The organism is Rhodococcus sp. C1 (assembly GCF_020809065.1).
Lineage (GTDB): Bacteria > Actinomycetota > Actinomycetes > Mycobacteriales > Mycobacteriaceae > Rhodococcus_F > Rhodococcus_F qingshengii.
In genome coordinates this window covers 2,820,100-2,844,475 of the sequence record NZ_CP078080.1, presented here as the reverse complement: position 1 = coordinate 2,844,475, position 24,376 = coordinate 2,820,100, and the positions used below count along the sequence as shown (strand labels likewise).

The window sequence follows — 24,376 nt, the reverse complement described above, 5'->3', positions numbered from 1 at the left end:
CTGCCGACATCGAGGATTCGGCTACTGCCCGGTCTGACCGGCAGCCGGGGGCTGCTTCTCGACGGACGGAGTCGCAGGAGTGGCAGCTGCGCCGCCGGAAGGCAGTGCCTCGCCCTTCATGGAAGCCCGAATCTGCTCGAGGCGACTGTGCCCTGCCATCTGGACCGAGGCCTGCTGGACCTCCATCATGCGGCCTTGAACGGAGTTCTGGGCGAGCTCGGCAGAGCCGAGTGCGTCGGCGTAACGCCGCTCGATCTTGTCGCGCACAGCATCGAGGCTGGGTGTGTTGCCGGGAGCCGACAGCGTGCTGTCCATGGACCGGAGGGACTCGCTCACGCGCTCCTGCATCTTGGCCTGCTCGAGCTGGCTGAGCAGCTTGGTGCGCTCGGCAACCTTTGCCTGCAGAGTCATCGCGTTCTGCTCGACAGCCTTCTTGGCCTGAGCGGCGGCCTGCAAGGACTGGTCGTGCAGTGCCTTCAGATCTTCAACGCCCTGCTCGGCCGTCACCAACTGGGCCGCAAAAGCTTCGGCAGCGTTGGTGTACTGGATCGCCTTGTCGTTGTCGCCGGCAGCAGCGGCCTGATCGGCGAGGTTGACGGCCTGGCGCGCGTTGGCGTTGAGCTTTTCGACCTCGTCGAGTTGACGGCTGAGCTTCATCTCGAGTTGACGCTGATTACCGATCACCGACGCAGCCTGCTGGGACAACGCCTGATGCTGGCGCTGTGCGTCCTCGATCGCCTGCTGAATCTGAACCTTTGGATCTGCCTTCTCATCGATCTTCGAATTGAAGAGCGCCATCAGGTACTTCCAGCCCTTGACGAAAGGATTAGCCATTGGTTTGATCCTGCCTCCATCTGATGCGCCGCGCCGAACGCGACCCGGAGCGCGACCGTCGCGCACCGAAACAAGGGCTGCGCCCTATCTGCTCTGACCCCACCTGCTGGAAACCGGCGGTTACGTACAAAATCTATCGGTTACGGCCGGTAGTGGCTACGCCGCCGCCAACCTTCGAGCGTTCGGTGCCGGAATCACGACGCGGGTATCGCGTGCGATTGTCGGCGAACCGGAAGCCGAGACCGAACCGGAAGCCGACACGGCGGGTTCGGCGACCTGTCGACCAGCTACCGGAGCGCTCTTCTTCGTGGCCAGGGTCTCGCTCACGTCGACCAGCACGTCGGACAGTGGGACTGCGAGCGCATCACAGATCGCCGCCAACAGTTCGCTCGATGCTTCCTTACGTCCACGTTCCACTTCGGACAGATAGCCCAAGCTCACACGCGCGCTGTTCGACACCTCACGTAGCGTGCGGCTCTGCGAAACGCGCGTACGCCGGAGACTGTCACCGATTGCCTCACGCAATAGCAGCGCCATCTCGCTCCTCCTTCATCCGTGACCTCATCGTGCATGGTCGTACGTCTTCACAATCGTCAACGTCCGAACACATCCGATTGGTTCCCGAGCCTATCGTGCCGCACGCTCTGCGACACGATCACGTAACCGCGACACGGCAGTTGCGACTGCGGTTGTCCGAATCTCCCACCGTTCGCCGCCGAGCGCGAGCGGTACGCATTCGGTTCCGTCCGGGCCGGCGATACCGAGAAACACCGTTCCGACCGGGTGTCCGTCCTGCTCACTCGGACCGGCGACTCCGGTCAGTCCGATACCCCAGTCGGCGCCGCACCTCGTCCGGGCGCCGAGCGCCAATGCCACGGCGGTGCTCTCGGACACGGGGCCGTCCGTTGCCAGACGCTCGGGATCCACGCCCGCCAGCGTCGCTTTCAGGTCGGTCGCATACACGACCAGGCCCCCACGCAGCACCGCGCTCGACCCTGGCACGGACGCGACCGCAGCCGTGAACAAGCCAGCCGTCAGAGATTCGGCGGCGGCGACAGTCTGCCTCGCGGCGCCAAGGGCGTCGACGAGTTCGACCACTCCGAGTGCGAGCAGCGGGTCCGTCATGACTCGACTGCGCGAACTCCGGCGCGAAGCCTGATCGCCTGCACGATGTATTCGATTCCCGTCGCCACCGTCAGCACGACGGCAGCAGCCATCAGCAATCCGCTGACGATGTCCCAACTGCTCGGCAGCGGGCAGAGGTAGAACCCGATCGCGACGGCCTGCACGAGGGTCTTGAGCTTGCCGCCCTTGCCCGCCGGGATGACCGCGTGCCGCAGTACCGCGAACCGCAACAGCGTGATTCCGAGTTCTCTGGCGATGATCACTCCGGTCACCCACCACGACAGGTCACCGAGAACCGAAAGACCGATCAGCGCGGCGCCGATCAGTGCCTTGTCCGCGATCGGGTCCATGAGTTTGCCGAAATCGGTGACCAGACCGTACTTCCGAGCCAATTGGCCGTCGATCCGATCCGTGATCGCGGCGACGATGAACACGCCCATTGCCCCGAGACGCCACCACGTCGAGTGTCCGCCGTCGACGAACAGAACAACGAGAAAAACCGGAACGAGAACCATTCGGACCATCGTGAGAATGTTCGCGATGTTCAGCAACGGAACCGGGTTGTCCGCGACAGGTGTGCCGTCGGACGGGCCGACGGCGGCGCGATGGGCGTCGGTCTGATCGCGCGGGGTACTCATCGGATCACCGCACAGGCGGTGAGCCGAACCCGGGACAAAGCCGAGCGGCGCGGGAATTGCGTGGGGCGGACAGGCACGCGACTTAGAATATCGGTAGGGCCATTGACTAATGTGCACCACATGACTTCGACCGCGCCGACCTATACCGAGAGCCAGTTGATCGTGCGTCGCGCGCGAACGTCGGACATCCCCGAAATCAAGCGTCTGATCGACATCTACGCCGGCAAGATCCTCCTCGAGAAGAATCTCGTGACGCTGTACGAGGCAGTCCAGGAGTTCTGGGTCGCCGAGCGAGGCGGCCAGGTAATCGCTTGCGGCGCACTGCATGTGCTGTGGGCGGACCTGGGTGAGATCCGCACCGTCGCAGTCGATCCGACTGCCAAAGGCCAGGGCGCAGGTTTCCACGTCGTCGACAAACTCATCGAGGTCGCCAAGGAATTGGAGTTGGAACGGTTGTTCGTTTTGACGTTCGAGACCGAGTTCTTCCACCGTCACGGATTCGCAGAGATCGACGGCACCCCCGTCACCGCCGAGGTCTATGCGGAAATGTGTCGGTCCTACGACGCCGGCGTCGCCGAGTTCCTCGATCTGAGCTATGTGAAACCCAACACACTCGGCAATACTCGCATGCTCCTGACTCTCTGAACCGTTCAGACTCTTCACACACCACCATCTCGATCACCAGCCCCGAAAGCGGTTCACGATGTCGTTGTTCCTCGTCGAATACACCTACGCGCCCGAGAAGAACGCTCAGCGCGACGAAGTCCGTAGCGATCACCGCGCGTGGCTCGCGGATCTGGTTTCCCGCTCGATCGTCTTGTCATCCGGCCCGTTTGCAGATGGAAACGGCGCGCTGATCATCGTCGACGCCGCAGACGCCGACACCGTTTCCCTCCTCTTCACCCACGATCCGTTCGCGATCGCCGATTTGATCGAGAAGGTCCGGATCACCGAGTGGGTTCCGGTGTTGGGTCAGTTCAGCGCCTGAGAGCCCCGGCCCCGGCTTACTCCCCCGCCCGGTCGCGAGTCTTCAACAGGCTCGCGACCGTCGTCACCGCCAATACTCCGATGATCACTCCGAGTGAGAGTGCCGTGGAGATTTCCGGGACGGAGACGTGTTCACCTCCGTTGACGAACGAGAGGGTGTTCTCGTGCAACGCGTGAAGTACCAATTTCACACCGATGAACGCCAGGATTATCGAGAGCCCGTACGAGAGATAGACCAGCCGTTCGAGCAACCCACCGATCAGGAAGTACAGCTGCCGTAGACCCATCAGCGCGAAGGCGTTGGCGGTGAACACCAGATACGGTTCCTGGGTCAGACCGTAGATCGCCGGAATCGAATCGAGCGCGAAGAGCACGTCGGCAAACCCGATTGCGATGAGCGCCAACAACAACGGTGTCACGACGCGCTTGCCGTCGATCCGGGTGATCAGTTTGTCCCCGTCGTATTCCTCGGTTGTCGGCAGCACCCGCTTCACGAGTGAGATGATGCGACTGTCGCGCTTCTCCTCGGCTTCCTTCTCATGCCCGTGATCGCGGATCAGGGTGTACGCGGTGTAGATCAGGAACGCACCGAAGAGGTAGAACACCCAGCTGTACGCATTGATGGCGGCCGCACCGACTCCGATGAAGATTCCGCGCATCACCAATGCGAGGACGATACCGATCAGCAGGACTTTCTGCTGGAACTCTCGCGGGACGGCGAACGTCGACATGATGATCACGAAGACGAACAGATTGTCGACCGAGAGCGCCTTCTCCGTGACGTAGCCGGCGAAGTACTCACCGCCGTACGTGGTGCCCCAGATCCACATCACGACGAGGCCGAAGACGATGGCGATCGAAATGTAGACCGTCGACCAGAATGCGGACTCCCGGAAGGTCGGCGCATGCGGAGTGCGGACGTGGGCGAAGAAGTCGAAGACGAACAGGCCGAGGATCACCACGATCGTGATTCCCCAAGCCAACGGCGTCACATGCACGGGTTCCTCCGGTCGTCTGTCGACGGCTTCTCCGCCGAGGTGTCCCTACTCGTCTGCAGGTGCCTCATCCGGGTCGCCGCCGCGTATCGACCACAGCAGACCGTCGAGCTCCTCGGGCTTCATGAGCACCTCGCGTGCCTTCGAGCCCTCGCTGGGTCCGACGACGCCGCGGTTTTCCATGAGGTCCATCAGTCTGCCGGCCTTGGCGAACCCGACTCGTAGCTTGCGCTGCAACATCGACGTCGAACCGAATTGACTCGTGATGACCAATTCCACGGCCTGCAGGAGGACATCCATGTCGTCGCCGATGTCGGGGTCGACGTCTTTCTTCTCCCCTGCCTTCTGTGCGGTGACACCTTCGGTGTACTCGGGCTCGGCCTGATTTTTCGCGAAGTCGACAACCGCCGAGATTTCCTCGTCGGTGATGAACGCGCCCTGCATACGGGTCGGCTTACCCGCGCCCATGGGCAGGAAGAGGCCGTCACCCATACCGATGAGCTTCTCGGCGCCGGGCTGATCGAGGATGACTCGCGAGTCCGTCAGTGAAGACGTCGCGAACGCCAGACGCGAGGGCACGTTGGTCTTGATCAGGCCGGTGACGACGTCGACGGACGGGCGCTGCGTTGCCAGCACCAGGTGGATACCGGCAGCACGGGCTTTCTGCGTGATGCGGACGATTGCTTCTTCGACGTCGCGCGGCGCGGTCATCATGAGGTCTGCCAGCTCGTCCACGATCGCCAGGATGTAGGGGTACGGACGGTAGACGCGCTCGCTGCCCAGCGGGGCGGTGATTTCGCCGGACTTGACCTTGGAGTTGAAGTCGTCGATATGACGCACCCGGTTGGCCTGCATGTCCTGGTAGCGCTGTTCCATCTCCTCGACCAACCAGGCCAGCGCTGCCGCTGCCTTCTTCGGCTGAGTGATGATCGGCGTGATCAGGTGCGGGATACCTTCGTACGGCGTGAGCTCGACCATCTTGGGGTCGATGAGGATCATCCGTACTTCTTCCGGTGTCGCCCGGGTCAGCAGTGACACGAGCATCGAGTTCACGAAGCTCGACTTACCCGAGCCGGTCGAACCTGCCACCAGCAGGTGGGGCATCTTCGCGAGGTTCGCACTGACGAAGTCACCTTCGATGTCCTTACCCAGACCGATCACCAGCGGATGGTGATCGCGTCGAGTGCTCGGCGCGTTCAAAACGTCGGCGAGGCGGACCATTTCGCGGTCGGAGTTCGGTACCTCGATACCCACCGCGGACTTACCCGGAATGGGGGCCAGGAGGCGGACGTTGTCGGTTGCCACGGCGTACGCGATGTTGCGGGCGAGCGCGGTGATCTTCTCGACCTTCACGCCTGGGCCGAGTTCGACCTCGTAGCGCGTCACCGTCGGTCCGCGGGTGAAACCGGTAACAGCGGCATCGATCTTGAACTGTTCGAGGACTTCGCTGATCGCCTCGATCATCGCGTCGTTCGCAGAACTGCGGAGCTTGGGCGGGTCTCCCTCGATCAGCAACGTCGTCGGCGGGAGGTTGTAGTCGCCGTCGGTGACCCGATCGGTGACGAAGTGTTCCTTCTCCTCCGGCTCCGGTTCGGGTTTCGGCACGGGCTTGGCGATGGGGACCGAACGCGCAGGCACCTTGGGGCGCGGCGCCGGAGTCTCCACCACGGGCGCTGCCGCAGCCGCGACGGGCTCGTCGGGTACTGCTGTGTCGTCGGCGTTCCACAGGCCGAGGACTTCGGTCTTCTTGTCGCCCGACTCGAACTCGTCCGTCGGGTAGTTGTCGATCGGTGCGCGTCGACTGGTCCGCTTGGCGGGCTTGAGCGGTGGCTCGGCGTAGGTGTCGACCGGGTAGCCGTCGGCGTCGAACAGTGAAGGATCGTAAGCAGATTCGCCGTAGTGGTGCTCGCCGTCCTCGTCGAATTCGGATCCGTAGTCGCCGTATTCGTCCGAGCGATACGAGGCACCGAAGAAGGACTGGAACTTGCTCGGCACCTCACGCAGCGTGGTTCCGGTCAGAAGGAGGATTCCGAATCCGGCGGCGATGACCAGCAGCGGCGCAGACAGCCAGACGGTGAGCCCGTTGGTGAGCGGGCCGCCCACGACGTATCCGACAAACCCTGCGCCGTTGGAGCGACCGGTGGCGTCTGTCGGTGAACCCGAGATGATGTGCCAGAGGCCGAGCGCCGGCAGACCGACCAGCAAGGATCCCATGATCAGTCGGGGCCGGATCTCAGGTTTCGGTTCGGTGCGCATCAACAGGATCGCGAGGCCGACGCCGACGATGGGGAGCACGGCCGAGGCCGCGCCGAAGATCGCCCGCACGAGGGTGTCGATGCCGCCGCCGATCGGACCACCGGCCTTGAACCAGACGCCACCGGCGATGACGACGCTGAATGCGATCAGGCCGAGCGCTATTCCGTCGCGGCGGTGGCCGGCTTCGATCTCACCGACCTTACTGACGGTGCGTGTGGTGGCGCCGACGCCGCGGGCAGCCAGGGACCACCCGGCTCCGATTCCCTTGCCCACAGCGGCCAACGGGCTGGCCCGCTGAGAGGTTTTCGATACCGGGCGGCGCGCGGCCGACGACGTACCGGACGCCTTCTTGGGCGCCGGCTTGGAGCCTTTGCCCGACGCGGGGCGCCCACCAGCCCTGGCCGAAGTCGTGACATTTCGAGGAGTCGATACAGTTCGCGTGGTGCGCGAGGCACGAGGTTTTGCGGTTGCGCGCGTGCTCGGAGTAGAGGCTGACGACCTGGTCGATGCCCTGGACGTAGACGTGCTTGTACTGGATCCCCGGGCGCTCGACTTACCTGCCATGGAGTTCAGGCTAGTCTGTGCGACCCCATCTGGACCATCCGCAACACCAGCAACACTGGTGGCGAGTGCGAAACGTGATCTTCACAACGCGTCTGTCGAGCTCCACTCCGGTAGAAGGCGGCCATCAGAAACTGCGATCGAGCGCCATCACGGATTGAACGTCGGCCAGTTCGCCCTTGGCTTCGATCTTCACCTCGTTGCGACCGAAAGCGTGCAGCAGTAACTCGGCGGGTTCACCCTGCAGGACAACACTGCGAGAGCCGGATTTGTGGACGACCGCACTCTCGCCGGACGGAAGTTCGAAAATGACCTCGACAGCGGCTTTGCGGTAACCCATCTTGCCGATCTGCCGGGCGTACTTCCACAGCTGAGCCTGCCGACCCTCCGACAACGGACGCGGCGCCCAGTTCAGATGTGCGCGTCGTACATCTTCGTGGTGGATGAACATTTCCGTGGTATTTACCTGCGCGTCGAGCCAGTACATCGGCGACCACCGAGGCGGCCCACTCCGAACGTCGTCGAGGATCTCCTCCCACGGACGCGCCGCTGCGGCCTTACGCACGCTCTCGGTGTGACCGGCAAGAGGGCTCAACATGATTCCGGGAGCGGCGTCGAGACGCCGCTCCCGGACTATCAGATGTGCTGCCAGGTCACGATTGGTCCACTCCCCACACAGTGTCGGAGCATCGGGGCCGAATTCGACCATGCTGTCCACCAGGGCGAGTCGTTCGTCATGAGCGAAGGTCACCTTCGCCAAAGTACTCGAACCGGACCGGGTTCGAGCGGAAGCGACCTGCTGTGCCGAATCTACGGAACCGCGATGACCGTCGGAATGATCATCGGACGGCGGCGGTACTTGTCCGCGACCCAACGTCCGACGACGCGGCGCACCGACTGCGCGATGCGATGAGCGTCGATGACGCCTTCGCTCGCCAACCGGGCCAGGTCCGATTCCACGAGATCCGCGGCAGCCTTGAGCGCTGTCGGATCGTCGGAGAAGCCGCGACCGGACACCTCGGGGGTGCTGACCGCACGGCCCGTCGACTCGTTGATGACGATGGTGATCGCGATGAAGCCGCCCTCACCGAGCACGAGGCGATCGGACAGCGTCGGCTCACCGACGTCGCCGACGGACAGACCGTCGACGTAGACGTGTCCGACCGGTACGCGTCCGACGATCTCGGCGAGGCCGTCCACCATGTCGACCACGACGCCGTCCTCGGCCAATACGATGCGCTCTTCCGGCACGCCGGTTGCCTTTGCCAGCGCGGCGTTGGCACGCAGGTGCCGCCATTCACCGTGGACGGGCATGGCATTGGTGGGCCGAACCGCGTTGTACAGGTAGAGCAACTCACCGGCGGACGCGTGGCCCGAGACGTGAACCTTGGCGCTCTGCTGGGTCACGACGGTGGCACCGCGCTTGGCCAAACCGTTGACCACGGCAAAAACGGAGTTCTCGTTGCCCGGGATCAGCGAAGACGCGAGAACGACAAGGTCGTTGGCGCGGATGTTGATCTGACGGTGTTCGCCGCGCGCCATCCGCGAGAGCGCTGCCAACGGCTCACCCTGCGAACCCGTCGAAATGAGCACCAGGCGATCGTCGGGAAGGGTGGCGGCGGTGTCGATGTCTACGACGAGGCCGTCGGGCACCGTCAGGTAGCCCAGATCCTGGGCGATCTGCATGTTGCGGACCATCGAGCGGCCGACGAAGACGATGCGGCGGTTGTACCGAGCGGCTACGTCGACGACCTGCTGGATGCGATGCACATGGCTGGCGAACGATGCCACGATGACGCGCTGCTTCGCCTTGCCGATGACATTGTCGAGCACTCCCCCGATTTCGCGCTCGGGTGTGACGAATCCCGGAACCTCGGCGTTCGTCGAGTCGACGAGGAACAGGTCGACGCCCTCGTCGCCCAGGCGGGAGAATCCGGCGAGGTCGGTCAGGCGGCCGTCGAGAGGCAGCTGATCGAGCTTGATGTCACCGGTGTGCAGTACGACGCCGGCGTCGGTGCGAATCGCGATCGCGAGAGCGTCGGGAATCGAGTGGTTGACCGCGAAGTACTCGCAGTCGAACGGGCCATGGGTGGTGGTGTTTCCCTCGACGACCTCGACCAGGTTCGGACGCAGGCGATGCTCGCGGCACTTGGCGGCAACGAGAGCGAGAGTGAACTTCGCGCCGATGACCGGAATGTCCGCGCGCAGACGCAGCAAGAACGGCAGAGCACCGATGTGGTCCTCGTGTCCGTGAGTCAAGATGACGGCTTCGACGTCGTCCATACGGTCTTCGATGTAGCGGAAGTCCGGGAGGATCAGGTCGACGCCAGGCTGCTGGTCCTCGGGGAACAGCACACCGCAGTCGACGATCAGCAACTTGCCACGGTGCTCGAACACCGTCATGTTGCGACCGATTTCGCCGATGCCGCCCAGCGCGACGATGCGCAGACCCGATGCCGGCGCCTTCGGGGGTGTTCCGAGGCGACCCGTGGGATCGACGGCCGGACGGTTCTCGGGGCGCTTGTTTCCGCGCCCGTTGCCCGACTTCGATGCTGCCGGTCGGTTACCGCCGGAAGATTTGCGCGGCGACCTGTCTTCGGTCGACTTCTTGGGTGCAGCAGATTTGGTGGCAGCGGACTTGGTTGCTGCAGATTTGGTTGCTGCGGCCTTCTTGGGCGGGGCGGCTGCGGCGGGGGCCGCTTCTGCCGCCGGCGCAGCTGGTGCCTCTACCGGTGCGGCCTTTGCGGCCGTTTCGGGAGCCGGAGGCGAAGGCGGACCGGCTTGACGACTGGCACTACGACGTCGGGGGGGACGGGTCATTTACAAAACTCCTGCCGCATGCAGATCGGCGGCAAGACCGTCGATCTGCTCTTTAGTGGGTGCAACCTGCGGAAGGCGTGGTTCTCCGACATCGATTCCGATGAGTCGCAGACCCGCCTTCGAAGCGCTGACACCGCCGAGGCGGGCAACGGAACGAATCACAGGGATCAAACTGAGGTTTATCTCGCGCGCGCGGGCGATATCGCCGGACACGAACGCGGTGTGAAGGTCGCGGAGACGACCCGGAACAAGATGGCCGATGACGCTGACGAAGCCGGTGGCGCCCACAGCGAGCCACGGCAGATTCAGCGGGTCGTCGCCGGAGAAGAACTGGAGCTCGGTGGTGCCGATCAACTCTGCGCCGGCGTTGAGGTCGCCCTTGGCGTCCTTGACGGCCTTGATTCGCGGGTGCTCGGCGAGTCGGCGGATCGTCTCGGTCTCGATGGGAACGACGGAGCGGGGCGGAATGTCGTACAACATGACGGGCAGGTCGGTCGCGTTGGCGACGGCGGTGAAGTGTGCAAACAGTCCGGCCTGGGGCGGACGTGAGTAATACGGGGTGACGACGAGCAGACCGTGCGCTCCGGCGCGAGCCGCGTCACGTGCGAGTTCGACGCTGTGAGCGGTGTCGTTGCTGCCGGCGCCTGCAACGATCTTCGCGCGGTTACCGACGGCGTCGATCACTGCGCGGAGCAGGTCGAGCTTCTCGGACTCGGTGGTGGTGGGAGATTCACCGGTGGTACCGGCAAGAACGAGGCCGTCACAGCCGTTGTCGACGAGATGGGCTGCGAGGCGCACTCCCGCGTCGACGTCCAACTTCCCGTCGGCAGTGAACGGGGTCACCATCGCAACGGAAATGGTGCCGAACGGACGCTCGACAAGAGAAGCGGAATCACCGTAGGTCATGGTCAGAAGGTTACCCGGTTCAGCTCTTACTTCTGCACACGAGTCACGACTCGGCCGCAAATGCGCTGACGGCAATTTCCGATCCGTCGCTTCCGCGAAGAATCTCGTAGTCCCCGAACACATTTGGCGCGACATCACGAAGCTGACGCAGGCACTCGACCGCGACTCGCCGGATCTCGACATCCGCATGTTCGGTGGCACGCATCTCGACGAAGTGCCGCCAGGCCCGATAGTTTCCGGTCACGACCAAGCGCGTCTCGGTGGCGTTGGGCAGCACCGAGCGCGCAGCCTGCCTGGCTTGCTTCCCCCGCATCGGGGCACCGGGCACCGATTGCAGTTTCCCTTCGAGGGCAGTCAGCAGTTCCCCGTAAGCGCGACGGCTTTCGTCGGTGGCATTCAGAAACAGTGCTTCGAGCTCGGGATCACCTTCGACAGCAGGAGGCACGACGACGTTTGCATCGTTCTCACGGACGAATCGCTGCGAGAGTTGCGAGTACGAGAAGTGCCGGTGACGAATCAATTCGTGAGTGCACGAGCGCGAGATACCGGTGATGTAGAAGCTCACTGTCGCATGCTCGAGCACCGAAACGTGTCCGACCTCGAGCAGATGCCTCAGGTATCCGGCGTTGGTTGCGGTTCGCGGATTCGGCTTGGACCAACTCTGGTAGCAGGCTCGACCGGAGAACTCGACCAGCGCTTCGCCACCATCCGCGTCCGTCTCCCACGGAATGTCCTCGGGCGGGAAGAACTCGGACTTCGCCACCAACTGCACTTTCAGTGACACCGTGTTCGGCACAACCCACTCCTCGACAAGCACGAAACGACCAGCATGAAACCCGGGCGCCGTTCGCCTCAGGTGCTGGGCAACTCTATAGCGGTCGACCGCCCTCGATACCGAGTGACGTCATCACATCCTTGACTGACGTCACTTTTGACGTCACTGTGGTGTCATGGACATTTCGGAGTACACCGCAAAGCTGCAGAACGACCTCGCCACTGCAGCCGAACTCGGCGACGATCACACGCGCCGGATTGCGGCGTCGTTGTCCGCCGCCATCGAACCCTCGGTCCGCCTGGTCTTGTTGGCCGCGGCGACAGAACTGGCCAAGGAGATCGGGGCGAAGCTGGGCGACCGAGAGGTCAAGGTCAATCTCGACGGAAGCGAATTACTGGTCGACGTCGTTCGCCCGCCGAACTCGACCGGCGGCGAAGGTGCAAACGAGAAGGCAGACGACGAGAAGAAGGACTCAACCTACTCGTTCGACGACGTCAGCGGAGATATCAGCCGGGTGACGTTGAGGATGATGGAGCAGATCAAAGCCCGCGCCGAGGAGGCCGCCAATCAGAACGGAGTCTCCCTCAACTCGTGGGTTTCACAAGCCGTCCAGGGCGCATTGCGGGACCAGATGCGCAAGAACGGCATGGACTAGCTCGACGCCAACCCGATCACCGAATGATCTAATTGCGCAACTGCAGTAATCACGAACCGTTGCCGCAAGGCGAGAAGGAGCACGTTCATGGCCGTTTCGGGCGTCAAGGAATTCGAGATCAAGGCTGATCCGGAAACGGTGATGAAGGCCGTAGCAGCCGTCGATCGGCTGCCGGAATGGTCGTCTGCACACAAGAAGATCACCATCGAGAGCACCCACGACGACGGTCGCCCCCATCGCGTTCGCATGGCCGTGTCCATTCTGGGAATCAACGACGAGCAGGTAGTCGACTACACCTTCGAGGGCGACGAGAAGGTGACCTGGACCCTCGTGGAGAGCGGTCAGCAGAACCAGCAGGACGGCTCGTACGTCTTGACTCCCACCGACGGTGGAACCAAAGTCACCTTCGAACTGACCATCGATCCCAAGATCCCGCTGCCGGGCTTCCTGGTGAAGAAGGCACAGAAGACGGCCCTGGAAACAGCGAGCAAGGGCCTGACGAAGTTCGTCGAAAACTTCTGAGCGCACACGCAATTCAGGCGGCCCTTAATTCGGCGTTCATCGCCGGGTAAGGGCCGTTTGCTGTGAAGCCGAGCTGTGTTTTCGCGGAAGTCCCTGCCGATGTTGAAGATTCGCCGGTAGCCAGGGACCGCCAGGAGTAACGTCGGCCGCGTGTCCGCCGAGACCGCAGAGCCCAACTCCATGGCACCCGTGCGCATCCTCGTCTACAGCGACGACGCACACACGCGCGAGCAAGTTCGGCTCGCTCTCGGAGAGCGCCCACATCCGTCGATGCCCACCATCGACTACATCGAGGTCGCGACGGCACCGATCGTCGTAGCCAAGCTCGATGCCGGCGGAATCGACCTCGCCATCCTCGACGGCGAGGCGAGTCCGGCGGGCGGCATGGGCGTCGCGAAACAACTCAAGGACGAGATCGCCGACTGTCCACCGATCCTCGTACTGACCGGTCGACCCGACGATGCGTGGCTGGCGTCGTGGTCGAGAGCGGAAGCCTCAGTGCCGCAGCCGATAGATCCGATCGAACTTGCTTCCACCGTCATCGCGCTTCTGCGTCGACAACTGAGCCGGTGAGCACCCGTTGCAGCGGTGATTCGTTGCGGCGCCGACTACTTCGGACTTTCGAGAGCGAAACTCGGCACCCCGAAAACGAACCCAATGTCGGAGGCCTCCCCTAGTGTGGGTGTCGCAGGTCACATAAGTATCGAATTGCTGGCAGTATCGAAATCGAACGGCACCTTCGGGCTGGGCGGACTTCCGCACAGCGGAGAGGAGTTCGGGTGACATGAACGCTTACATCCCCATTCTCGTCCTCGGGGTCATCGCGATGGCCTTCGCTGTGGTGTCGGTTGTTCTCGCGTCCGTGGTCGGCCCGAAGCGGTACAACAGGGCGAAACTCGAAGCCTACGAATGCGGAATCGAACCGGCACCCCGTACCGCCGGTGGCGGGCGGTTTCCCGTCAAGTTCTATCTGACGGCAATGCTGTTCATCATCTTCGACATCGAGATCGTTTTCCTCTACCCGTGGGCGGTGCATTTCGATTCGCTCGGCTTGTTCGGCCTCGCGGCGATGGGCCTTTTCATAGTCAACGTCTCGGTGGCATACGCATACGAATGGCGACGAGGCGGTCTCGGTTGGGACTAGGCCAGCGGACACAGGTACAGCACACATACGTCAGACAAAACCGGTCACACCGCAGCTGTTACGACTGAAAAGAGTCGGATATGGGTCTCGAAGAAAAGCTCCCCAGCGGATTTCTACTGACCACTGTCGAGGGCCTGGCAGGGTATGCCCGCAAAGGATCACTGTGGCCTGCCACCTTCGGGCTCGCGTGCTGCGCGATCGAGATGATGGCAACCACGTCAGGTCGCTTCGACCTGGCGCGGTTCGGCATGGAGGCATTCCGCGCGTCGCCGCGACAGGCAGACCTTCTGATCGTGGCCGGGCGGGTCAGTCAAAAGATGGGGCCGGTACTTCGTCAGGTCTACGACCAGATGGCCGAGCCGAAATGGGTTCTGGCCATGGGTGTGTGTGCGTCGTCCGGCGGTATGTTCAACAACTACGCAGTGGTACAGGGCGTCGACCACATCGTGCCGGTCGACATCTACTTGCCCGGTTGTCCGCCGCGGCCGGAGATGCTCCTGAACGCGATCATCGAACTGCACCGAAAGATCCAGGAGATGCCCCTCGGCGTGAACCGCGAAGAGGCACGCGCGGCAGCCGAGCGCGCCGCACTGGCATCCACCCCCACCATCGACATGAAGGGGCTTCTGCGATGACCGCGGGCAACAACGGATCGAGGGGGATGTTCGGGGTCCGCGGCAGTGGTGACACCTCGGGCTACAGCCGGCTCGCCCCGCCGATCTCAGTAGAGGACAAGGCCTCTCGACCGTTCGGTGGATACTTCGACGAAGTTGCGGACTCCTTGGATGCCGCATTGCGCAGCGGGGGCAGCACTTTCACCGATGCAATCGAGCGGGTAGTGATCTTTCGAGACGAGATGACGCTGCATGTCGAACGGTCTCACCTCCCGCAGGTCGCGCGCAGACTGCGCGACGAATCGGAACTGCGCTTCGAACTTTGCCTGGGTGTCGATGGAGTCCACTATCCGCAGGACACCGGTCGCGAGCTCCACGCCGTGTATCCATTTGCTTCGATCACGCACAACCGCCGGATCAGACTGGAAGTGTCCGTGCCGGACTCCGATCCACATATTCCGTCCATCGTCGGGATATACCCCACCAACGATTGGCACGAGCGTGAGACCTACGACTTCTTCGGGATCGTCTTCGACGGTCACCCGGCCCTGACCCGTATCGAGATGCCCGACGACTGGAAGGGCCACCCACAGCGCAAGGACTATCCGCTCGGCGGTATCCCGGTCGAGTACAAGGGCGCCCAGACTCCTCCACCCGACGAGCGTAGGTCGTACAACTGATGAACGAGACGACAGGAAGCAACTCCGGTGCCACGACGGAAACCGTCGTCACAGCATCGGGTCAGGACTGGGACGACATCGTCACCGCGGCCGCTCGCCAGCGAACCGGCGAGGCCGAACGGATCGTGGTCAACATGGGCCCGCAGCATCCGTCCACTCACGGCGTCTTGCGCCTCATTCTCGAAATCGAGGGTGAGACAGTCGTGGAAGCTCGGTGTGGAATCGGCTACCTGCACACCGGAATCGAAAAGAATCTCGAATACCGGAACTGGACGCAGGGCGTCACTTTCGTTACTCGAATGGACTACCTGTCACCGTTCTTCAACGAAACCGCGTACTGCCTCGGAGTCGAAAAACTTCTCGGTATCACCGACGACATTCCCGAGCGAGCCACCGTCATTCGCGTGATGATGATGGAGCTCAATCGAATCTCGTCGCACCTTGTCGCCCTGGCAACCGGTGGAATGGAACTGGGCGCCGTGACGGCGATGCTGTTCGGATTCCGCGAACGCGAATTGATTCTGGACGTGTTCGAGACGATCACCGGACTGCGGATGAATCACGCCTACATCAGGCCTGGTGGTCTCGCTCAGGATCTACCCGACGGGTCGGTCGCGAAGGTGCGAGAACTGTTGAAGGTCCTACCGAAACGGTTGCGTGACGTCGAACTGATGCTCAGCGACAACTCTATCTGGAAAGCCCGCACCCAGGGAATCGGATATCTCGATCTCACCGGCTGCATGGCGCTCGGCGTGACGGGGCCGGTCCTACGCGCCACGGGTCTCCCCCACGATCAGCGTCGAGCGCAGCCCTACTGCGGCTACGAGAACTACGAGTTCGACGTCGTGACGCACGACGGATCCGATTGCTACGGAAGGTACGTCATCCGTGTCGAGGAGATGAAGGAGTCCCTCAAGATCGTCGAGCAGTGCCTCGACAAACTGCAACCGGGGCCGGTCATGGTGGACGACAAGAAGATCGCCTGGCCTGCCGATCTCGCTGTCGGACCGGATGGCCTCGGCAATTCGCAGAAGCACATCGCCAAGATCATGGAGTCGTCCATGGAGGGTCTGATTCACCATTTCAAACTGGTCACCGAAGGAATCCGCGTGCCGCCCGGCCAGGTGTACGTCGCCGTCGAGTCCCCGCGTGGCGAGTTGGGTGTGCACATGGTCAGCGACGGGGGAACCCGGCCGTACCGAGTCCATTTCCGGGATCCGTCATTCACCAACCTTCAAGCGGTAGCGGCGATGTGCGAGGGAGGCATGGTGTCCGACGTGATCGCCTCGGTTGCCAGTATCGATCCCGTCATGGGCGGAGTGGACCGATGACCGGCCCGAACGGCTCGTCACGGGTGTTCATCGAACTCGGGCCGCGCCCGGACGAGCCCACGCAACTGGTACGCCCTGGCGCACGATCGAGTTATCCGCCTGACGTACTCGCCCGACTCGACGCCGATGCCGAAACCGTCATCGCTCGTTACCGTGAGCCTGACGCCGTGGCGACCACCAGTCGATCAGCCCTCCTGCCGCTCCTTCATCTCGTGCAGTCCGAGGACGGGTACATCACCCCGGCCGGGATCGATTTCTGCAGTGCCAAGCTGGGTTTGACCGGCGCCGAGGTTGCCGCCGTTTCCACCTTCTACTCGATGTATCGCCGTGGTCCGACGGGTGAGTATCTGGTCGGAGTCTGCACCAACACGCTGTGCGCGATCATGGGCGGAGACGACATCCTCGCAGCACTCGAAGAGCATCTCGGGTCAGCAGGCTCCAGAGACGAAGGCGGACACTCCATCTCGACGTCCGACGGCAAGATCACCCTCGAACACATCGAGTGCAATGCGGCGTGCGACTACGCCCCCGTCATGATGATCAACTGGGAGTTCTTCGACAACCAGACTCCGGAATCGGCGCGCTCACTCGTCGATGCGCTCCGCGCCGGAGAGCGCGTGACACCCAGTCGCGGTGCCACACTGTGTTCGTTCCGACAGACCGCACGCACCTTGGCCGGGTTCCCCGATACGCGAATCGAAGCAGCCGAAGCACAGACAATCGGCGGGGCAACTCTTGCCGGACTGCGTATCAGCCGATCTCACGACGACAACCCACCCGGTTCGGCCTCAGCAGCCGACGCTCCCGGCGAAGGGAAGTGACATGACACTCGCCCCCGTCCTGAGTCGCTACTGGGATCAACCGAACTCGTGGACTCTCGACAGCTACCTTCGTCACGACGGCTACCAAGCCCTACGCAAAGCGCTAGCCATGTCCCCCGACGCCGTGATCGAAACGGTCAAGGACGCTGGCCTTCGTGGGCGCGGTGGCGCCGGTTTCCCGACGGGCCTCAAGTGGAGTTTCATCCCACAGAGCACCGAAGACAAGCCAGGAGACGGCAAGCCTCACTATCTCGTCGTCAATGCCGACGAGTCCGAACCGGGCACATGCAAGGACATGCCGTTGATGATGGCGACCCCACACACGTTGGTCGAGGGAGTCATCATCGCGGCGTATGCAATTCGAGCGGCCAAGGCGTTCATCTACGTCCGGGGCGAGGTGGTCCCGGTCCTGCGACGTCTGCAGACCGCCGTGGCCGAGGCCTACGCGGCCGGATACCTGGGCCGCAACATCCTCGGTTCGGGATTCGACTTGGATCTCGTCGTGCACGCCGGAGCAGGCGCGTACATCTGTGGTGAGGAGACAGCCCTCCTCGATTCGTTGGAGGGACGACGCGGTCAGCCTCGACTGCGGCCGCCATTCCCCGCCGTCGCCGGCCTCTACGCCTGCCCGACCGTCGTCAACAACGTCGAGTCCATCGCGAGTGTGCCGTCGATCGTCCTGGGCGGCCCGGAGTGGTTCCGGTCGATGGGAAGCGAGAAGTCGCCGGGGTTCACGTTGTACTCGCTCTCTGGTCATGTCACCACTCCCGGCCAGTACGAGGCGCCGCTCGGCATCACGTTGCGAGAACTTCTCGACTACGCGGGCGGCGTTCGCACCGGGCACACCCTCAAGTTCTGGACTCCCGGCGGATCCTCGACTCCGATCTTCACCGACGAACATCTCGATGTCCCACTCGACTACGAGGGCGTCGGCGCGGCGGGATCGATGCTCGGCACCAAAGCACTGCAGATATTCGACGACACAACCTGCATCGTGCGTGCGGTGCTGCGGTGGACCGAGTTCTATGCCCACGAATCTTGCGGTAAATGCACGCCGTGCCGCGAAGGCACGTACTGGCTGGTGCAGATCCTGCGTCGGCTCGAAGGCGGAACAGGTACTGAAGCTGATCTCACCAAACTTCTCGACATCTCGGACACCATCCTCGGAAAATCCTTCTGCGCGTTGGGCGACGGAGCGACCAGCCCGATCATGTCCTCCCTGAAGTACTTCCGCGAGGAATACGTAGCGCATTTCGACGGCAACGGATGCCCGTTCGATCCTCGCCGGTCCGTTCTCGCGACAGGAGCGTTCGTCTCATGACTGCAGCCGACGCCACCACTGGAACCGATGCGGCACCGCCGATTGATCTCGTCACCCTCACCATCGACGGCCGGGAACTCCAGGTACCCAAGGGCACGTTGATCATTCGCGCTGCAGAGATGATCGGCACACAGATTCCGCGGTTCTGCGATCATCCTCTTCTGGACCCGGTCGGGGCGTGCCGACAGTGCATCGTGGAGGTCGAAGGTCAACGCAAGCCGGTGGCGTCCTGCACGACACCGGTTGCGGACGGAATGGTCGTCACCACACAGCTCACGTCACCGGTGGCGGAGAAGGCGCAGCGCGGGGTGATGGAACTCCTGCTCATCAACCACCCTCTGGACTGCCCCGTGTGTGACAAGGGCGGCGAGTGTCCGCTTCAAAACCAGGCGATGTCGACCGGTCGCACCGAATCCCGGTTCGGTGAGGAGAAAAGGACCTACCCCAAGCCCATCCCACTCTCGTCCGAAATCCTGCTCGACCGCGAGCGTTGCGTCCTCTGCGCCAGATGCACACGGTTTTCGGGCCAGATCGCCGGCGACCCGTTCATCGATCTCCTCGAGCGCGGCGCGCTTCAACAGGTCGGGATCTACGCCAACGAGCCCTTCGAGTCCTACTTCTCGGGCAACACCATCCAGGTGTGCCCGGTCGGCGCGCTTACCAGTACGGCATACCGATTCCGGGCGCGACCGTTCGATCTGGTGTCCAGCCCCAGCGTGTGTGAACACTGCGCCGACGGATGTGCTCAGCGCACGGACCACCGTCGCGGAAAGGTTCTCCGCCGTCTCGCCGGGGACGACCCCGCAGTCAACGAGGAATGGAACTGCGACAAGGGCCGTTTCGCATTCACGTACACGACCCAAGGTGATCGGATCACCACTCCCCTGATCCGCAACGCTGACGGCGAATTGATTCCGGCGTCGTGGCCCATGGCACTCGACCTCGTTGCGCGATCCTTCGCGCAGGCCCGCGGTGACGCAGGCGTACTCGTCGGCGGACGCTCTACCTTGGAGGACGCCTACGCCTACGGCAAGTTCGCGCGAGTTGCTCTCGCCACCAACAACATCGACTTCCGAATCCGTGCTCATTCTGCCGAAGAGGCAGGTTTCCTCTCAGCACACGTCGCCGGCCGCACACTCGAAGAGTCGGTAACGTACCAGGACCTCGAGTCGGCCCCGGCCGCATTGCTGGTAGCTCTCGAGCCCGAGGAGGAGTCACCGATCATCTTCCTGCGGCTACGCAAGGCCGCACGTTTCGGCAAGACGACGGTGCTCTCCAGCGCGCCATTCGCTACGCGCGGCCTGAAGAAGATGGGCGGCTCTTTGCTTCGGACCGTACCCGGAAGTGAAGCAGCTCTGATGGATTCGTTGTCTCACCCCAGCAGTGAGGAGGGGCAGCTCCTCCGGCAGCCCGGTGCAGTGATCCTGTTGGGCGAACGACTCAGTGAGGTGGCGGGCGGCTTCGCCGCGGCGGTACGTCTCGCCGAAGCGACAGGAGCTTGTTTGGCTTGGGTCCCACGCCGCGCTGGTGATCGCGGCGCCGTCGAGGCCGGCGCACTACCGGGATTGCTTCCCGGCGGACGCCCCGTTGCGGACCCGGCAGCACGTCAGGAGGTGGAATCAGTGTGGGGGGCCTCCATCCCGGCATCCGACGGGCGCGACGCCGCGAGTCTGCTGGATCCGGGGCAGACGACTGCTGCCCTTCTTGTCGGCGGCGTCGAATTGAGTGATCTCCCGAACCCGGCGAAGGCAAGGGCCGCGATCGAAGCAGCAGGTTTCGTGGTGAGTTTGGAGATCCGTCACAGCGGAGTCACCGAACTCGCCGACGTCGTCTTCCCGGTGGCACCGGTCGCCGAGAAGCCCGGAACCTTCCTCGATTGGGAAGGCCGCGAGCGCGTGTTCGACACCGCATTGAGAACGACAGGAGTGATGCCGGATCAGCGCGTCCTTCACGCGATCGCAGCCGAGATGGGCATCGATCTGGGCCTACCCGACGCAGATTCCGCACGCTCGGAGATACACCGCCTCGGCGCGTGGTCCGGATCGCGCCCCATCTCGCCTCAGGTGCCGTCAGGCACCATGCCCACACCGGCACTGGGCGAGGCAGTGTTGTCGAGCTGGCGAATGCTGCTCGACAACGGCCGATTGCAAGACGGCGAGCCCAACCTGGCGGGTACGGCACGGCTCCCACTCGTGCGTTTGTCTGCCGAGACCGCTGCCGAGATCGGCGCCGACAACGGCGATCACGTTGCGGTGTCGACTGAATCCGGTTCCATCACATTACCGTTGGAGATCACCGAACTCCCGCCTCGAACAGTCTGGCTCCCGCTCAATTCACCGGGTAGCACGATCTACGAAACGCTCTGCGTTACCGCGGGTTCCGTGGTGAAGATTGCGAAGGCGGGAGCGCAATGACCACCCACGAGTACGGGACCGTGTCAGCTCCGGTCGACCTGTCGGCGTTCGGGCACGACCCGTGGTGGTTGGTGATCGGCAAGGCTCTCGCCATTTTCGTGTTCCTCGTACTCACACCGCTGGTGGCAATTTACGCGGAACGAAAGGTCATGGCACGCATGCAGATGCGTGTCGGACCGAACCGCGTCGGCCCCCGTGGAATGCTCCAGAGTCTCGCTGACGGAATCAAGCTCGCCCTCAAGGAGGGCATCACACCGACCGGCGCCGACAAACCGATTTATCTCCTCGCGCCCGTCATCGCAGTCGTGCCCGCGTTCATGGCCTTTGCCGTCATCCCGTTCGGTCCGCAGGTCTCGATCTTCGGAACCCTTTCACCCCTGCAACTGACCGATCTGCCGGTCGGAGTTCTCTACATCCTCGCCGTAACTTCAATCGGTGTGTACGGGATCGTGCTTGCCGGCTGGTCGTCCGGATCGACGTATCCACTACTGGGCGCACTTCGATCGACCGCGCAGGTCATCTCCTACGAAGTAGCAATGGGGCTGTCCTTCGCCGCAGTCTTCCTCTACGCCGGCACGATGTCCACGTCCGGCATCGTCAGCGCCCAACAAGGTGCCTGGTACGTCTTTCTCCTCCTGCCGTCCTTCTTGATCTACGTGACAGCCATGGTCGGCGAAACCAACAGGGCTCCCTTCGACCTTCCCGAGGCCGAGGGTGAACTGGTGGGTGGGTTCCACACCGAGTACTCCTCACTCAAGTTCGCGATGTTCATGCTGGCCGAGTACGTGAACATGGTGACGGTGTCCGCTCTGGCCACGACACTGTTCCTGGGCGGGTGGCACGCACCGTTCCCGTTCAACCTGTGGGACGGCGCCAATTCCGGTTGGTGGCCGGTGCTGTGGTTTGTCGCCAAGGTGTGGGGCTTCCTCTTCGTCTTCATCTGGTTGCGCAGCACGCTTCCTCGATTGCGCTACGACCAGTTCATGAATCTCGGATGGAAGATTCTCATCCCCGCTGCCTTGGTGTGGGTGATGGTGATCGCGACCGTTCGTGCGTTCCGCAACGAGGGTTACAACACCTGGGTCGTACTTCTTTGCGTCGCACTGGTTCTCGGAGCTGCGCTCCTGATCGTGTTGGCCGGGACTTACCGCAGCCGACGCCGAACCGCCGCGTTGGTGCCCGATTCGGGGACCCGGCCTTTCGATGCGATGTCGGGCGGCTTCCCGGTTCCACCCCTACCTGGTCAAACGCTGCCGACCCGAAAACTACCGGGTCAGAAGGTGCCACCGCCGCGGCGGACAGATGTTTCCGACACATCGGAGGACTCCCATGCCTGATTTCCTCGGACCTATCGCGGGTTTCGGAGTGACGCTCTCGACAATGTTCAAGAAGCCCGAGACCGAGTTCTATCCGGAGGAGAAGCGCCCCACCGCGCCCGGATACCACGGTCGCCATCAACTCAACCGGTATGCGGACGGACTCGAGAAGTGCATCGGTTGCGAACTGTGTGCCTGGGCCTGCCCCGCCGACGCGATCTATGTCGAGGGTGCTGACAACACCGAAGAAGAACGGTTCTCCCCCGGCGAGCGTTACGGGCGGGTGTATCAGATCAACTACCTGCGGTGCATCGGCTGTGGCCTCTGCGTCGAGGCTTGCCCCACTCGGGCTCTCACCATGACCAACGAGTACGAGATGACCGACGACAACCGAGCCGGATTGATCTACGAGAAGGACCGCCTTCTCGCGCCCCTGAAACCCGACATGGCAGCGCCACCACACGCGCTGCGTCCCGGCACAACTCAGGACGACTACTACCGCGGCGACATCACAGCAGCTCCCGAACAGCCAGCACCCGAGCAAGAGCCGAACCCGGAGACCGAGAAATGATCGCGTCGGTCACGACCACGATCCTGGCGGAGGGAACGATGACATCGACCTCCACCGGCGAGGCGGTGCAGTTCTGGATCCTCGGAACCCTTGCGGTGATCAGCGCTTTGGGCGTGGTCGCCGCCCCCAAGGCCGTCTACTCTGCGCTCTTCCTTGCAATGACGATGATCATCCTGGCCGTCTTCTACATCGTGCAGGGCGCACTGTTCCTCGGTGTCGTCCAGATCGTCGTCTATACCGGCGCAGTGATGATGTTGTTCCTGTTCGTCCTGATGCTGGTCGGCGTGGATTCTTCGGACTCCTTGGTCGAAACGCTACGGGGACAACGCGTCAGCGCGATCGTGATCGGCGTCGGATTCGGGCTACTCCTTATCGGCGGCCTCGGAAATGCGTCGATCTCGGGGTTCACCGGATTCACCGGACTCGACCAGGGCAACATCGACGCTCTCGCCGATCTCATCTTCATCCGCTACGTCTGGGCCTTCGAACTGACCGGCGCACTGCTGATCACGGCGACACTTGGCGCAATGATGCTCGCGCATCGGGAGAAGATCGGAGCCACACTCAGCCAACGCGAACTCTCGCAGCAACGATTCGCGTACCTGGGCAGCGATGAGAGCAATCCCGACAAGGGCTCGGCCACTCCCCTCCCCAGTCCCGGCGTGTACGCACGTCACAACGCAGTGGACTTGCCGGCACTGTTGCCCGACGGAACGTTCTCGACGCTCTCCGTCAGCAGCGCACTCACTCCGCGTTCCCCGGATCCGAGTACCGGTGAGGAGTCTGCGCGATGAATCCCGAGAATTACCTGTATCTGTCGGTCCTGTTGTTCACCATCGGGGCTGCGGGAGTCCTCCTGCGACGCAACGCCATCGTGGTGTTCATGTGTATCGAATTGATGCTCAACGCCGCGAACCTGGCATTCGTGACCTTCGCGCGCATGCACGGCAATCTGGACGGCCAGATCTTCGCCTTCTTCACGATGGTGGTAGCTGCGGCCGAAGTAGTCGTCGGCTTGGCAATCATCATGATCATCTTCCGATCTCGGCGTTCTGTATCCGTCGACGACGCAGACCTGCTGAAGTACTGA

26 protein-coding genes are annotated in these 24,376 nt (G+C 62.9%); 16 read left to right on the top strand and 10 right to left on the bottom strand.

Annotated elements, in window-relative coordinates:
• Positions 1–21: 21 nt before the first annotated feature.
• The 4 genes from pspA to pgsA form a co-directional block, all read right to left on the bottom strand.
• Positions 22–834 (bottom strand): phage shock protein PspA, encoded by an 813-nt coding sequence (pspA, locus tag KTR60_RS13145; RefSeq protein WP_003942098.1) that lies wholly within the window; start codon positions 832–834, stop codon positions 22–24.
• Positions 835–990: 156 nt separating this feature from the next.
• Positions 991–1,371 (bottom strand): helix-turn-helix domain-containing protein, encoded by a 381-nt coding sequence (locus KTR60_RS13140; protein WP_003942191.1) that lies wholly within the window; start codon positions 1,369–1,371, stop codon positions 991–993.
• A 90-nt stretch (positions 1,372–1,461) separates the two neighbouring features.
• Positions 1,462–1,959, bottom strand: coding sequence for a CinA family protein (locus KTR60_RS13135; protein WP_003942100.1), 498 nt, complete (start codon positions 1,957–1,959; stop codon positions 1,462–1,464).
• Positions 1,956–2,597 (bottom strand): CDP-diacylglycerol--glycerol-3-phosphate 3-phosphatidyltransferase, encoded by a 642-nt coding sequence (pgsA, locus tag KTR60_RS13130; RefSeq protein ID WP_003942125.1) that lies wholly within the window; start codon positions 2,595–2,597, stop codon positions 1,956–1,958. Before pgsA ends, KTR60_RS13135 begins: the two co-directional genes overlap by 4 nt.
• 120 nt (positions 2,598–2,717) lie before the next feature.
• Between pgsA and KTR60_RS13125 the strand changes: the two genes are divergently transcribed.
• Positions 2,718–3,242 (top strand): amino-acid N-acetyltransferase, encoded by a 525-nt coding sequence (locus KTR60_RS13125; protein WP_007735157.1) that lies wholly within the window; start codon positions 2,718–2,720, stop codon positions 3,240–3,242.
• A 58-nt stretch (positions 3,243–3,300) separates the two neighbouring features.
• A complete protein-coding gene (locus KTR60_RS13120) occupies positions 3,301–3,585 on the top strand; it encodes a YciI family protein (protein ID WP_003942124.1) in 285 nt (94 codons plus the stop codon).
• Between the two features lie 16 nt (positions 3,586–3,601).
• Here the strand turns inward: KTR60_RS13120 and KTR60_RS13115 are convergent, their stop codons facing one another.
• The 6 genes from KTR60_RS13115 to thyX form a co-directional block, all read right to left on the bottom strand.
• On the bottom strand, positions 3,602–4,582 hold the full coding sequence (locus KTR60_RS13115; RefSeq protein WP_019748181.1) for a TerC family protein: 981 nt from the start codon (positions 4,580–4,582) through the stop codon (positions 3,602–3,604).
• Between the two features lie 45 nt (positions 4,583–4,627).
• Positions 4,628–7,399 (bottom strand): DNA translocase FtsK, encoded by a 2,772-nt coding sequence (locus KTR60_RS13110; RefSeq protein WP_081604874.1) that lies wholly within the window; start codon positions 7,397–7,399, stop codon positions 4,628–4,630.
• 124 nt (positions 7,400–7,523) lie between these two features.
• The gene (locus KTR60_RS13105) at positions 7,524–8,147 is read right to left on the bottom strand and encodes a TIGR03085 family metal-binding protein (RefSeq protein WP_007735153.1); all 624 of its coding nucleotides are present in this window, start codon (positions 8,145–8,147) and stop codon (positions 7,524–7,526) included.
• Between the two features lie 59 nt (positions 8,148–8,206).
• Positions 8,207–10,216: a ribonuclease J gene (locus KTR60_RS13100; protein WP_003942231.1), complete on the bottom strand. Its 2,010-nt coding sequence runs from the start codon at positions 10,214–10,216 to the stop codon at positions 8,207–8,209.
• Positions 10,217–11,122: a 4-hydroxy-tetrahydrodipicolinate synthase gene (gene dapA / locus KTR60_RS13095; protein WP_003942142.1), complete on the bottom strand. Its 906-nt coding sequence runs from the start codon at positions 11,120–11,122 to the stop codon at positions 10,217–10,219.
• A 43-nt stretch (positions 11,123–11,165) separates the two neighbouring features.
• Positions 11,166–11,918, bottom strand: a complete 753-nt coding sequence (thyX, locus tag KTR60_RS13090) for an FAD-dependent thymidylate synthase (RefSeq protein ID WP_003942250.1) — start codon at positions 11,916–11,918, stop codon at positions 11,166–11,168.
• Positions 11,919–12,072: 154 nt separating this feature from the next.
• Between thyX and KTR60_RS13085 the strand changes: the two genes are divergently transcribed.
• The 14 genes from KTR60_RS13085 to nuoK all read left to right on the top strand — a co-directional run bounded on the left by KTR60_RS13085 (position 12,073) and on the right by nuoK (position 24,376).
• Positions 12,073–12,552, top strand: a complete 480-nt coding sequence (locus KTR60_RS13085) for a toxin-antitoxin system HicB family antitoxin (RefSeq protein WP_003942206.1) — start codon at positions 12,073–12,075, stop codon at positions 12,550–12,552.
• Between the two features lie 87 nt (positions 12,553–12,639).
• Complete coding sequence (locus KTR60_RS13080; protein ID WP_003942203.1) at positions 12,640–13,074, top strand: SRPBCC family protein; 435 nt, start codon at positions 12,640–12,642, stop codon at positions 13,072–13,074.
• 180 nt (positions 13,075–13,254) lie between these two features.
• Positions 13,255–13,647 (top strand): response regulator transcription factor, encoded by a 393-nt coding sequence (locus tag KTR60_RS13075; protein ID WP_042450864.1) that lies wholly within the window; start codon positions 13,255–13,257, stop codon positions 13,645–13,647.
• Positions 13,648–13,858: 211 nt separating this feature from the next.
• On the top strand, positions 13,859–14,218 hold the full coding sequence (locus KTR60_RS13070) for an NADH-quinone oxidoreductase subunit A (protein WP_003942165.1): 360 nt from the start codon (positions 13,859–13,861) through the stop codon (positions 14,216–14,218).
• 80 nt (positions 14,219–14,298) lie between these two features.
• Entirely contained in the window at positions 14,299–14,853 is a 555-nt protein-coding gene (locus tag KTR60_RS13065) for a NuoB/complex I 20 kDa subunit family protein (protein ID WP_003942234.1), read from the top strand.
• Positions 14,850–15,512, top strand: coding sequence for an NADH-quinone oxidoreductase subunit C (locus KTR60_RS13060; RefSeq protein WP_007735151.1), 663 nt, complete (start codon positions 14,850–14,852; stop codon positions 15,510–15,512). The genes KTR60_RS13065 and KTR60_RS13060 overlap by 4 nt, the downstream gene beginning before the upstream one ends.
• Positions 15,512–16,843: an NADH dehydrogenase (quinone) subunit D gene (nuoD, locus tag KTR60_RS13055; protein ID WP_007735150.1), complete on the top strand. Its 1,332-nt coding sequence runs from the start codon at positions 15,512–15,514 to the stop codon at positions 16,841–16,843. Before KTR60_RS13060 ends, nuoD begins: the two co-directional genes overlap by 1 nt.
• Complete coding sequence (gene nuoE / locus KTR60_RS13050; RefSeq protein WP_228402214.1) at positions 16,840–17,664, top strand: NADH-quinone oxidoreductase subunit NuoE; 825 nt, start codon at positions 16,840–16,842, stop codon at positions 17,662–17,664. The genes nuoD and nuoE overlap by 4 nt, the downstream gene beginning before the upstream one ends.
• A gap of 1 nt (position 17,665) precedes the next feature.
• Positions 17,666–18,985, top strand: coding sequence for an NADH-quinone oxidoreductase subunit NuoF (gene nuoF / locus KTR60_RS13045; protein WP_007735149.1), 1,320 nt, complete (start codon positions 17,666–17,668; stop codon positions 18,983–18,985).
• Positions 18,982–21,399: an NADH-quinone oxidoreductase subunit G gene (locus tag KTR60_RS13040; RefSeq protein ID WP_007735148.1), complete on the top strand. Its 2,418-nt coding sequence runs from the start codon at positions 18,982–18,984 to the stop codon at positions 21,397–21,399. Before nuoF ends, KTR60_RS13040 begins: the two co-directional genes overlap by 4 nt.
• Positions 21,396–22,736: an NADH-quinone oxidoreductase subunit NuoH gene (gene nuoH, locus KTR60_RS13035; RefSeq protein WP_007735147.1), complete on the top strand. Its 1,341-nt coding sequence runs from the start codon at positions 21,396–21,398 to the stop codon at positions 22,734–22,736. The genes KTR60_RS13040 and nuoH overlap by 4 nt, the downstream gene beginning before the upstream one ends.
• Entirely contained in the window at positions 22,729–23,286 is a 558-nt protein-coding gene (gene nuoI / locus KTR60_RS13030) for an NADH-quinone oxidoreductase subunit NuoI (protein ID WP_007735146.1), read from the top strand. Before nuoH ends, nuoI begins: the two co-directional genes overlap by 8 nt.
• Positions 23,283–24,080, top strand: coding sequence for an NADH-quinone oxidoreductase subunit J (locus KTR60_RS13025; RefSeq protein WP_007735144.1), 798 nt, complete (start codon positions 23,283–23,285; stop codon positions 24,078–24,080). The genes nuoI and KTR60_RS13025 overlap by 4 nt, the downstream gene beginning before the upstream one ends.
• Positions 24,077–24,376: an NADH-quinone oxidoreductase subunit NuoK gene (gene nuoK / locus KTR60_RS13020; protein WP_003942238.1), complete on the top strand. Its 300-nt coding sequence runs from the start codon at positions 24,077–24,079 to the stop codon at positions 24,374–24,376. The genes KTR60_RS13025 and nuoK overlap by 4 nt, the downstream gene beginning before the upstream one ends.